Annotated in this window: 9 protein-coding genes; 4 read left to right on the plus strand and 5 right to left on the minus strand. The window is 46.3% G+C overall.

The window, feature by feature from the left end:
* Nucleotides 1–50: 50 nt before the first annotated feature.
* Nucleotides 51–1,253 carry an exodeoxyribonuclease VII large subunit gene (xseA, locus tag AC9UEY_RS05045; RefSeq protein WP_509538646.1) on the minus strand — a complete coding sequence of 401 codons (1,203 nt, stop codon included), beginning with the start codon at nt 1,251–1,253 and terminating at the stop codon, nt 51–53.
* A 25-nt stretch (nt 1,254–1,278) separates the two neighbouring features.
* Here xseA and AC9UEY_RS05050 point away from each other — a divergent pair, with 25 nt between their 5' ends.
* Complete coding sequence (locus tag AC9UEY_RS05050) at nt 1,279–2,235, plus strand: 4-hydroxy-3-methylbut-2-enyl diphosphate reductase (RefSeq protein ID WP_509538649.1); 957 nt, start codon at nt 1,279–1,281, stop codon at nt 2,233–2,235.
* On the opposite strand, the gene AC9UEY_RS05055 is transcribed toward AC9UEY_RS05050, so the two are convergent.
* Nucleotides 2,232–2,654 carry a hypothetical protein gene (locus AC9UEY_RS05055; RefSeq protein ID WP_509538652.1) on the minus strand — a complete coding sequence of 141 codons (423 nt, stop codon included), beginning with the start codon at nt 2,652–2,654 and terminating at the stop codon, nt 2,232–2,234. The two genes, AC9UEY_RS05050 and AC9UEY_RS05055, sit on opposite strands and share 4 nt — an antisense overlap.
* On the minus strand, nt 2,654–3,799 hold the full coding sequence (locus tag AC9UEY_RS05060; protein ID WP_509538655.1) for a DNA recombination protein RmuC: 1,146 nt from the start codon (nt 3,797–3,799) through the stop codon (nt 2,654–2,656). The genes AC9UEY_RS05055 and AC9UEY_RS05060 overlap by 1 nt, the downstream gene beginning before the upstream one ends.
* 49 nt (nt 3,800–3,848) lie before the next feature.
* Between AC9UEY_RS05060 and ychF the strand changes: the two genes are divergently transcribed.
* Entirely contained in the window at nt 3,849–4,922 is a 1,074-nt protein-coding gene (ychF, locus tag AC9UEY_RS05065) for a redox-regulated ATPase YchF (protein WP_509538658.1), read from the plus strand.
* On the opposite strand, the gene AC9UEY_RS05070 is transcribed toward ychF, so the two are convergent.
* Nucleotides 4,919–6,271 (minus strand): aspartate aminotransferase family protein, encoded by a 1,353-nt coding sequence (locus tag AC9UEY_RS05070; RefSeq protein WP_509538661.1) that lies wholly within the window; start codon nt 6,269–6,271, stop codon nt 4,919–4,921. The genes ychF and AC9UEY_RS05070 overlap by 4 nt on opposite strands.
* Before the next feature lie 63 nt (nt 6,272–6,334).
* Here AC9UEY_RS05070 and AC9UEY_RS05075 point away from each other — a divergent pair, with 63 nt between their 5' ends.
* The gene (locus AC9UEY_RS05075; RefSeq protein ID WP_509538663.1) at nt 6,335–7,819 is read left to right on the plus strand and encodes a CoA-acylating methylmalonate-semialdehyde dehydrogenase; all 1,485 of its coding nucleotides are present in this window, start codon (nt 6,335–6,337) and stop codon (nt 7,817–7,819) included.
* A 52-nt stretch (nt 7,820–7,871) separates the two neighbouring features.
* On the opposite strand, the gene AC9UEY_RS05080 is transcribed toward AC9UEY_RS05075, so the two are convergent.
* Entirely contained in the window at nt 7,872–9,299 is a 1,428-nt protein-coding gene (locus AC9UEY_RS05080; RefSeq protein ID WP_509538666.1) for an esterase-like activity of phytase family protein, read from the minus strand.
* A 243-nt stretch (nt 9,300–9,542) separates the two neighbouring features.
* Between AC9UEY_RS05080 and AC9UEY_RS05085 the strand changes: the two genes are divergently transcribed.
* Nucleotides 9,543–10,917, plus strand: a 1,375-nt coding sequence (locus AC9UEY_RS05085) for a GTP-binding protein (RefSeq protein ID WP_509538669.1), incomplete at its 3' end; no start/stop codon positions are given.

Raw genomic sequence — 10,917 nt, forward strand, 5'->3', positions numbered from 1 at the left:
TTCATAGGAGATCTTTTTGGCTTCGCTCATGTGCTAAATCTACTCTCTCTTTACTCAGTCTTGACTGTGGCTTGGGTCTCGCCCTTTGCAAGGCGAATCCTCAATTGATCGCCCTGCTTTAACTTCTTTGGATCTGTGACTATTTGACCATCTGCTAACTGCACTACTGAATAGCCACGATCCAAAGTTGCTTGTGGTGAAAGGGCACGCACACGTGCCTTTATTTGCTTTAGCTCTTCTTTGGCTAACTTCAATTGATGGGCAAAGGATCGGTTTGATCTATCGCGCAGCCCAGCAATGATTTCAGCCCTTGTAGTGATTAAGACAAGTGGGTCCTTCATAACAGGGCGGTTTTTGAAGTTGGCAATCTGGGTCGCCTCAAGATTAATGAGATTTAGCAATGTGCGACGGGCCCGATCTCGCATCGCACCGATCATGGCAATCTCTTCGGCAATATCTGGCACAACTCGCTTGGCAGCATCTGTGGGAGTTGATGCTCGGTAATCTGCAACTAAATCTAAGAGTGGGGCATCTTTTTCATGGCCGATGGCAGAGACAATCGGTGTTGAACACGATGCTGCTAACCGAACTAATCCTTCATCGCTAAAGGGCAGCAAGTCTTCAAAGGATCCGCCACCACGAGTAATGATGATGACTTCAACATCTTTATTTGCCTCTAGCTCGCGCAGCGCATCTGATACTTCACTAACGGCTGCAGCGCCTTGAACTGTGACCTCACGAATCTCAAATTGCACACTAGGCCAGCGACGCTTTGCATTTTCAACAACATCTTTTTCAGCATCTGTATTTCGCCCACAGATCAGACCAATAACTTTAGGTAGTAGTGGCAGGGCAACTTTGCGATCAGAATCAAAGAGACCTTCACCTGCCAATAGATTCTTGAGTGCTTCAAGTCGCGCTAATAGTTCTCCCACACCGACTTGGCGGATTTCACGAGCAGAAAAAGAGAGAGAACCATTTTTGGTATAGAAAGATGGCTTTGCATATAAAACAACGCGTGCGTTATCAGGCAAAGGTTTAACCGTTGCTATCACCGATTTGTGACACATCACCGAGATCGACATATCCACCGATGTATCGCGCAAGCGCATAAATGCCATCATTCCGCTGCGTTCATTGAGTTCGCTGATTTCGCCTTCGATCCAAATAGGACCTAGCCGATCGACATAATCCTTGATCGCTTCAGAGACGACCCGAACTGGCGCTGGGGATTCACTTGAAGTTTCGAACATGACATCAGCCTAATAGACTGGCCCCATGGCTAAGAGAGTTCTACTGGCAGCGCCTCGCGGATATTGCGCAGGGGTCGATCGCGCAGTGATCACCGTCGAAAAAGCTTTGGCCCTTTATGGCGCACCGGTTTATGTGCGCAAGCAGATTGTGCACAACGTCCACGTTGTTACATCCCTAGAAGCAAAAGGTGCGATCTTTGTGGAAGAGACAGATGAAGTTCCAGAGGGCAAGACAGTTGTTTTCTCCGCCCACGGAGTTTCACCACTTGTCCATGAGCAAGCAGCAGCTCGTAATCTAAAAACTATTGATGCCACCTGTCCTTTGGTAACCAAGGTTCACCATGAGGTTCGACGCTTTGCCACAGAAGATTCTGAAATTTTGCTTATCGGTCACCACGGCCATGAAGAGGTTGAAGGCACCGCCGGTGAAGCACCAGATCGTGTTCGCATTGTTGATGGGTTAGATGGTGCTCGCACGATTCAGCCAACACCAGGTAAGAACTTAGTCTGGCTTTCTCAAACCACATTATCCGTTGATGAAACTATGGAAGCTGTTGCAATCTTGAAAGAGCGCTTCCCTGAAATTCAAGCACCACCGAGTGATGACATTTGTTATGCAACACAAAATCGTCAAGAAGCGATCAAAGAGATTGCGCCTCAGGCAGACCTTGTCATTGTTGTGGGTTCTAGAAACTCCAGTAACTCTGTGCGCCTAGTTGAGGTTGCGCTGGAATACGGCGCAAAAGCATCCTATTTAATTGATTATGCCGAAGAGATTCAAGATGAGTGGTTTACAGGTGTTGAAACTATCGGCCTAACAAGTGGTGCATCAGTTCCTGAAATTTTGGTCAAGGATGTTTTGGCAACATTGCACGAACATGGCTTTAAGGATGTTCAAGAAATTACCGCAGCTGAGGAATCACTTCTTTTTGCATTGCCACCAGAGCTTCGTAAAGATATGAAAGCAGCCGGGCAGGCTTAATTCTCTTGCGTAACAGCCTTACGCTTTGATGGCTTAGCTTTGGCTTTTTGATTTAAATACACAAACCAGCCATAGGCCGCAGCTAGAATTAAAAATGGCGCCTCTGATGCAAGAGCTGCGATGAAATCAATACCAACTCGAGATGGTCTAAAGCCATCGGCAATCATTGTTATGAAGAGGGCAGATCCTGCAAATGCCAATGGGGGAGTAACAACTGAAACATAGGTTGTGCCTGGGCGACCAAAGCGCAGTGAGCCATAGAGGGCTGCGCAAATTGCGATTCCAGTAAGGACTCCAACCCCGGTGCGAATAGTCATTTCAATAAAGACAAAGAAGCCGATAAACAGTGTTTGCAGAACCACAATGCCTTCTTTTTTCAGACCAGGACCTTGAATCTGAATCTTTTGTAGTGTGCTCATTACTCATCTACCTCTTCTGCATCAATGTAATCATCGCTGCTATCTAACTCTGCATTCTTAAGATCTCGAACCGCGCCCGGTGCCTCAGGGTAGGCGATGGCTAACTTATCTTTATCTCCAGTAACACCCAAGTTATGAATTCTGCGAGCAGGTGCCAGAACAGTCTTTTCAGCTGTCGGCACTAGATCTTCATAGGCCTTAGAGGTTTGAGAAATTGCCTTGCCGACCGCGACAATCTTTGTGTGGAGCAGGGTGATGTTTTTTAGGAAGGTGCTTGCAACCTTTTGAATCTCGTCAGCATTTTCAGCTAACTTATTGCGAGTAAAGATATATCCGATTGTGCGAAGAAGAGCCATCATGGATGTTGGTGTTGCAATCGTTACGCCAACCTTAAACGACTTTTCAAGCAACATGGGATCAAGACGAAGTGCTTCAGAGAGAAGCGTTTCAAAGGGAACAAAGAGAACCACAAAATCAGGTGAGCCCTGTGATTTGTGATAGCCACGCTTTGCGAGCGCTTCAACGTGCTTGAGTAAATCCTTGGTGTGTTGCTGCAAATACTGATCGCGCTCTGCTTGATCATCTGTGCCAAATGCTTCCAGGAAACGCTCAAAAGGAAACTTGGAGTCAATAAATAATTGCGAGCCGCCAGGCATATTGACTGTTACATCAGGAATACCTGAAGAGTCAGCATCTGTTGTCGAACGCTGTGCGGTGTATTCATGTCCTTCGCGCAGGCCAGCACCTTGTAGCAATAGCTCTAGTTGAGCCTCGCCAAATTTTCCACGGGTTTGGGAATTAGAAAGCGCGCCGGCAATTTTCTTTGTCTCATCAAAGATTGATTCAGAGGCACGGCGCATTTCTAGAATCGTTGTGTTCAATTTTGCTTCAGCCTCAGTACGGATTCGGTTTGCTTCATTTGATTGTGTTGTTAGCTTTGAAACAGAGTCCTTAACCGCCAATAGTTCAGCGTTGAGCGTGATGGCTGTTTCTGTCTTCTTGCGCTCTGCATCTAGTTGAACTTTGTAATCATCAAGCAGGGCTTGGTTGCCGGCTGAATCCTTGGATTTCAGGGAGGAAAAGAGGAATCCGATCGCAGCTCCTGCGATCAGTCCTATTAATAAGGTCACTACGTATGCGGGCATGGGCCTATCGTGGCAGTCAGCACTGACAATCCCGCGTAGGCTAAGCCCAGTGAGCCTCTCAATCGGAATCGTCGGACTGCCAAACGTCGGAAAGTCGACCCTGTTTAATGCCCTGACCAAGAACAATGTATTGGCCGCTAACTACCCCTTTGCCACCATTGAGCCCAACGTGGGAATGGTGGGAGTGCCAGATGATCGCCTAGCCAAGCTAGCCACAGTCTTTAGTTCAGAGAAGTTGCTGCCAGCCGTTGTCTCTTTCGTAGACATCGCAGGAATTGTTAAAGGCGCATCAGAAGGTGCCGGCCTTGGAAACAAGTTCCTTACAAACATTCGTGACACCGATGCAATCTGTCAGGTAATCCGCGTATTTAGCGATGGTGATGTAGTTCACGTTGATGGTCGTATTGACCCAGCATCTGACATGGAAACTATTAACACTGAATTAGCGCTCGCAGATTTACAAACAATTGAAAAGGCAATTCCTCGTCTTGAAAAAGAGGCTCGTGTTGCAAAAGAGAAGGCACCAGTTTTAGAGGCGGTTAAGGCTGCCAATTATTGGTTGCAATCTGGAAAGCCGTTGTCACAAAGTTCAATTGATCGCGAACTATTGGCCGAGCTTCATCTTTTAACTGCTAAGCCATTCTTATATGTATTTAACGTGGATGCTGCAGAAATTAATGATCCGGAGTTAAAGGCAAAGCTGCAAGCACTAGTTGCACCAGCTGAAGCTATTTTCTTGGATGCAAAGACAGAGGCAGAGCTTGCCGAACTTAGCGATGAAGACGCTCTTGAATTGCTGCAATCAATTGGTTTGAAGGAACCAGGTCTTGCAACCTTGGCACGTGTTGGTTTTGATACCTTGGGATTACAGACTTATTTGACTGCAGGTCCAAAAGAAACTCGTGCATGGACAATTCACAAAGGTGACACCGCACCAATGGCTGCAGGAGTTATTCACACAGATTTTCAGAAGGGATTTATTAAGGCTGAAATCGTTAGCTTTGATGATCTCATGACTGCAGGCACAATGATTGAAGCCAAAGCAAAGGGCAAGGTTCGTATGGAAGGCAAGGAGTACATCATGCAAGACGGTGATGTTGTTGAATTTAGATTCAACGTTTAATCACCTGTGTAGTACTTTCCAATTTCAGCTAAAGACTTATCCAAAATCTCAAGACCAAGCTTGGCATCTTCTGCAGAGATGTTGCACGGTGGGCACAAGTGAATTCTGTTGAAGTTATTAAATGGCATCAAGCCATTCTTCTTACATGCAGCAACTAATTCATTCATGGCAGGACTTGATGCACCATAAGGTGCAAGTGGTTCGTGCGTTGCACGATCGCTGACTAGATCAACACCCCAGAACACACCAGCACCACGAATATCGCCAATAACCTTGTGCTTCTTAGCTAATTCAGCGAGGCCAGGACCCAGAATCGTTTCACCGATCATGCTGGCATTTTCCAGCATTTTCTCTTCCTTCATCACATCAATAGTTGCAACCGCAGTAGCACATGCCATTGGGTGGCCCATATATGTCAGACCACCCGCAAAGACCTTGTCATCAAAGGTGTGTGAGATTGCATCACTGATGACAACTCCACCTAATTGGATGTAACCAGAGGTAACACCCTTTGCAAAAGTGATTAAGTCAGGAACAACGTTTGAATGTTGGTAGGCAAACCACTTACCCGTGCGACCAAAGCCAGACATCACTTCATCGGCAATCCACATGATCTTGTACTTATCACACAGTGCACGCACACCTTCGAGATATCCCTTAGGCGGAACCAAAACACCAGCAGTTCCTGGAACTGACTCAATTAAAATTGCGCCAATTGTGTTGGGACCTTCAAAGATAATTGTTTGCTCAAGATGTTCTAGTGCGCGCCTGCACTCTTCTGCTTCATCTTTTGCCCAGAAAGCTGTGCGATAGAGATATGGTCCCCAGAAATGCACATGACCAAAGGCAAACTCATTAGGGAATCTGCGTGGATCTCCCGTTGCATTAATCGCAGCTCCTGTATTGCCGTGATAGGAACGATATGTTGAAAGCACCTTGTGCTTATGTGTGTGCATGCGGGCCATGCGAATAGCATTTTCAACCGCATCTGCCCCACCGTTTGTAAAAAACACCTTTGCAAAGTTATCGCCAGCTAATTCAACAATTCTTTGTGCCGCTTCATTACGGGCTTCATTGGCATGCTGGGGCGCAACTGTTGTAAGCACCTCTGCTTGTACCTGAATTGCTTTGATGACCTTAGGGTGCTGGTGTCCAATATTTGTGAAAACTAACTGTGAAGAAAAATCTAAGTAGCTCTTGCCTTCAAAATCCCAAAAGTATGATCCTGAGCCACTTGCAATGGGCATAGGTGAAATAGCACCTTGGGCAGACCATGAGTGAAAAACGTATTCGTGGTCAGCAGCACTTACCGCCGCTTGCTTTGCTGGATCATTACTTGGAGCGCTCATCTGTGTCCTCGAACCCTTGGTAGTTAGTGGCGCCATCATAAACCTCTGAAGTAGATTGCACCTATGACCCAGATAACGCATTGGATTAATGGCGCCCTTGATACCCAGAGTTCGAAGCGCAGCGGAGAAGTTTTTAACCCTGCCACTGGCAAGGTCACCAAAACCGTTGCCTTTGCTGATGCAGCAACTGTGGACCGCGCAGTTAATGCCGCAACTGAAGCTTTTGCAACGTGGCGTCACTCTTCATTAACTAAGCGAACTCAAGTCCTTTTCGCTTTTCGTGAGCTAGTTCAGCAGAACAAGGAAAAAATTGCTGCACTCATTACCGATGAACATGGAAAAGTGTTGAGCGATGCTGCCGGTGAAGTAACACGAGGACTAGAAGTTGTTGAGTTTGCCTGCGGAATTCCGCATCTATTAAAGGGTGGATTTTCAGAAGAGGTTTCATCTGGCGTTGATGTGTATTCAATCCGTCAGGCACTTGGGCCAGTTGCAATTATTTCGCCATTTAACTTTCCAGCAATGGTGCCAATGTGGTTCTTCCCAGTTGCCATTGCATGTGGAAACACAGTTGTAGTGAAGCCATCTGAAAAAGATCCATCTGCTGCGATGTTTATGGCGCAGTTGTGGAAAGAGGCTGGATTGCCAGACGGTGTCTTTAACGTGCTTCATGGTGACAAAGAAGCTGTTGATGCACTTCTTATTCACCCAGGAATTAAGTCAATTTCATTTGTGGGATCAACGCCTATTGCGCGTTACGTCTATGAGACTGGAACTAAAGCTGGCAAGCGCGTGCAGGCGCTAGGTGGGGCTAAAAACCACATGATTGTTTTGCCTGATGCTGACCTTGAACTTGCAGCCGACGCCGCAATTAACGCTGGCTTTGGCTCAGCAGGTGAGCGTTGCATGGCCATTTCTGCAATCGTTGCAGTAGAACCAATTGCATCTGCGCTCGTTGAAAAGATTAAATCTCGTATGTCATCTATTAAAACTGGTGATGGCACACAAGGCTCTGACATGGGTCCCCTTGTTACTAAAGTTCACCGCGACAAAGTTGCGTCTTATATTGAGGCAGGTAGTAAAGAAGGTGCAACCGTTGTGGTTGATGGTCGCACATTAGAAATAGCTGGCGATGGCTTCTGGCTTGGCCCAACATTGTTCGACAATGTGACCCCACAAATGTCTATTTATAAGGATGAAATCTTTGGTCCAGTTTTAAGCATTATTCGCGTAAACACCTATGACGAGGCTTTGAACTTAGTGAACTCACATCAATATGGAAACGGAACAGCGATCTTCACAAATGACGGAGGCGCAGCTCGCAGATTCCAGAACGAGGTAGAGGTTGGAATGGTGGGCATCAACGTTCCTATTCCAGTTCCGATGGCGTATTACTCATTTGGTGGATGGAAGAACTCATTATTTGGTGATTCTCATGCACATGGCACCGAAGGTGTTCACTTCTTTACACGCGGCAAAGTTGTTACAAGCCGCTGGTTAGATCCAAGCCATGGTGGAATCAACTTAGGTTTCCCGCAAAATGATTAAGGGAAAGAAAAAGCCCCGCAGAGATTAATCTGCGGGGCTTTTTCTTTCTAATTTACTTTCTCCAGCGAAGGTCACCCTGAATTGCCTTGCATGTTAAGTCAAGGGCTACTAGACCAGCCTTGGAACACTTCTTTCCATACTTGGCTGCAGCAGCTTCAGGATATGTTGGAAGCGCAACAGGCAATTTGATAGTTAGGAATGAAGTTTTCAACTTACCGATTTCAACCAAACCTGAAGTTGTGTTGTATGCGAAGTTAAAGTCATTATCATTTACAACCACGATGTGATTAGCATCAAGTACTGCAACGCCCTCTATCTTGCTCGGCATCGTTGCAATTGAGGTGCTATTGAAAATAACCTTCTTATTGCCTGCAGCAATCAACTTTTCAACTTCGGCGTTGGTGCCAACACCAGTGTATGACTCAAGTGAAGGTGATGTAGCAGCTAAATCCCACTTACTTCCCAAGATGTTCGCTGAATCATCGATTGTGATTGTTGATAGCAAGAATGAATTATCGGTGCGCTCTTGCACTAATAAAGTGTTTGAATCCAAAGCTACCATTGCAGATAACTTCAAATCACTGTTTTTCGTCGCTTTAGCATCAACAAGTGAAACCTTTTCAAATCCGAATACGAACTCACCTGTAAATGACTTTGACCCAAGATCAAAGCGCAAGATACGAGTTGCAAGACTCGCATCTCCAATTGCCTTTGTTGGATTTAGTAGTGGGCTTTGTAGACCGATAAATAGGGTCTTTCCATCTGGTGACAAAGCAAGCGCTTCAAAACCACGATTTGCCTTACGAGTTAAGTAAAGCGAAGGAATCGATTTTACGGCCTTAAAAGTTGTTGGATTTCCTTTCCAGCCAGTTGGAACGTAACGAGCCTTGATAGCTCCAGTTGATGAAAGCTGAGCCAAACTTGGGGCGTACTCATCGACAATCCAAAAATCGCCATTTGCGGTCTTAACAATTCCTTCTGCATCTAGACCAGAAAGGTTATACAAAGTATCTGCAGTAATTCCCTTAACATCTGTTGGAACAGCGTCATAACCCTTGATGTTTGGCAAACCTGTGACGCCAACGCCACTTTTTGTCTTAATCGCTAGTGTCTCAAGGATTTTAACGTTGGACCCTGAAATCTGGACCTTCAGAATGAGGGGAGAGAAAGTTGGAACCACAAATCCAGTTCCGGCAGATTTGTCAGGTTGTACTGTGTCACTGTTTGGCCCGCGGTCTGTGATGGCGTAAAAAATATCTACTGCATCACCGGGGATGTGATAAAGATCTGAGCCCAATCCGCCAAGTAAGACGCCCTGGTCATTTGCAACTGAATCAGCGATCGATCCGTTAGATGCTAACTTCAGAGCCACATCTGGTACGACCGCTGAAGAAACTAGTACCGGTGCATCTGCTGCAAAAACCGCCTGTGGAACCACAAGTGCCACGGCAGCAAATGAAGCCGCAATAAATTTTTTCACTAAATCTCCTCTATTCGCTAAATTAGAGAGAAGATAAAGGCTAAAAAAGTGCAAGCAGCATCTATGCCCTGAACGCACGGTTAACAGGCAGCAAACATCAGCACGTACCTGGGGCAATTAGTCCATATCCACCGCAAAAGGTAGAATAACTAGGTGCGGCCGATGGAATTGGCCTCAGCACTACCAAATCGTTGATAGAGGCAGGGCCTGATAACGGCTGGCTTCACTAGGAAAGTAGTTTTCGTGGCCAAGACCCAAGCACACCTTAAAGACCTGCCAGTTAAAAAGCGCGAGAACCTTCGTAACGTTGCGATCATCGCTCACGTTGACCACGGTAAAACAACTCTCGTTGATGCGATGTTGTGGCAGTCAGGTGCATTTGCAGCGTATAAGAAGCAGGGCGAAGGCCAAGAGCGCATGATGGATTCAATGGATCTAGAGCGCGAAAAGGGAATTACGATTCTTGCTAAGAACACAGCTGTTAAGCGCGGGGATACGATCGTTAACATTATTGATACTCCGGGCCACGCCGATTTTGGTGGCGAAGTAGAGCGCGGATTAGAAATGGTCGATGGCGTTATCTTGTTAGTCGATGCTTCAGAAGGTCCACTGCCTCAGACTCGCTTCGTTTTGCGTAAAGCACTTGAAAAGAATCTTCCAGTTATCTTGCTTATTAATAAGGTTGATCGCTCAGATTCACGTATCGCCGAAGTTGTCGATGAGACGTACGAACTATTTTTAGACTTAGATGCCAATGAATCACAGATCGAGTTTCCAGTTGTCTATGCATGCGCAAAGGCTGGCCGTGCATCATTGACACGCCCTGCAGATGGCGGAATGCCGGTAGAAGAAAACCTCGATGTTTTGTTTGACACTATCTTCTCTGCAATTCCAGCTCCTGAGTACCATGAAGGTGCACCGTTGCAAGCACACGTTACAAACCTTGACTCATCTCCATTCTTGGGTCGTCTTGCACTATGTCGCGTGCGCGAAGGTGTTATTAAAAAGGGTCAATCTGTTACATGGATTAAGACAGATGGCACAACAGAGCGAGTGAAGATTTCAGAGCTTTTGATTACAGAGGCTCTTGAGCGCGTACCAACCCTTGAAGCCCATCCTGGCGACATCATCGCCGTGGCAGGTATCGAGACAATTACATTGGGCGAGACACTGGCTGATAATGAAAATCCACACGCACTTCCATTAATCATCGTTGATGAACCATCTATTTCGATGACAATCGGTATTAATACATCGCCATTGGCCGGCAAAAGCGGCAAGCTGCTTACTGCCCGTCAGGTAAAGAGCCGCCTTGATGCCGAGCTCGTTGGTAACGTTTCATTGCGTGTTCTCAATACTGAACGTCCAGACACATGGGAAGTTCAGGGTCGCGGCGAGCTACAGCTGGCTGTGCTTGTTGAAATCATGAAGCGCGAAGGCTTTGAATTAACTGTTGGTAAGCCGCAGGTAGTTATTAAGAAGATCGATGGAAAGATTCATGAGCCGATGGAGCGTTTAACAATTGATGCACCAGAAGAATATCTTGGTGTTTTGACTCAGTTAATGGCACTTCGTAAGGGTCGCATGGAGCAAATGGTTAATCACGGAACCGGTTGGG

Origin of the sequence: Candidatus Planktophila sp. (assembly GCF_040402275.1) — a bacterium.
Taxonomy (GTDB): Bacteria; Actinomycetota; Actinomycetes; order Nanopelagicales; family Nanopelagicaceae; genus Planktophila.

Excerpts from the sequence above, each read along its gene's own strand:
- AC9UEY_RS05055 (WP_509538652.1), bottom strand. The coding sequence starts at position 2,654 with ATGAGCACACTACAAAAGATTCAGATTCAAGGTCCTGGTCTGAAAAAA.
- AC9UEY_RS05070 (WP_509538661.1), bottom strand. The coding sequence starts at position 6,271 with ATGAGCGCTCCAAGTAATGATCCAGCAAAGCAAGCGGCGGTAAGTGCT.
- AC9UEY_RS05060 (WP_509538655.1), bottom strand. The coding sequence starts at position 3,799 with ATGCCCGCATACGTAGTGACCTTATTAATAGGACTGATCGCAGGAGCT.
- AC9UEY_RS05075 (WP_509538663.1), top strand. The coding sequence starts at position 6,335 with ATGACCCAGATAACGCATTGGATTAATGGCGCCCTTGATACCCAGAGT.
- AC9UEY_RS05050 (WP_509538649.1), top strand. The coding sequence starts at position 1,279 with ATGGCTAAGAGAGTTCTACTGGCAGCGCCTCGCGGATATTGCGCAGGG.
- xseA (WP_509538646.1), bottom strand. The coding sequence starts at position 1,253 with ATGTTCGAAACTTCAAGTGAATCCCCAGCGCCAGTTCGGGTCGTCTCT.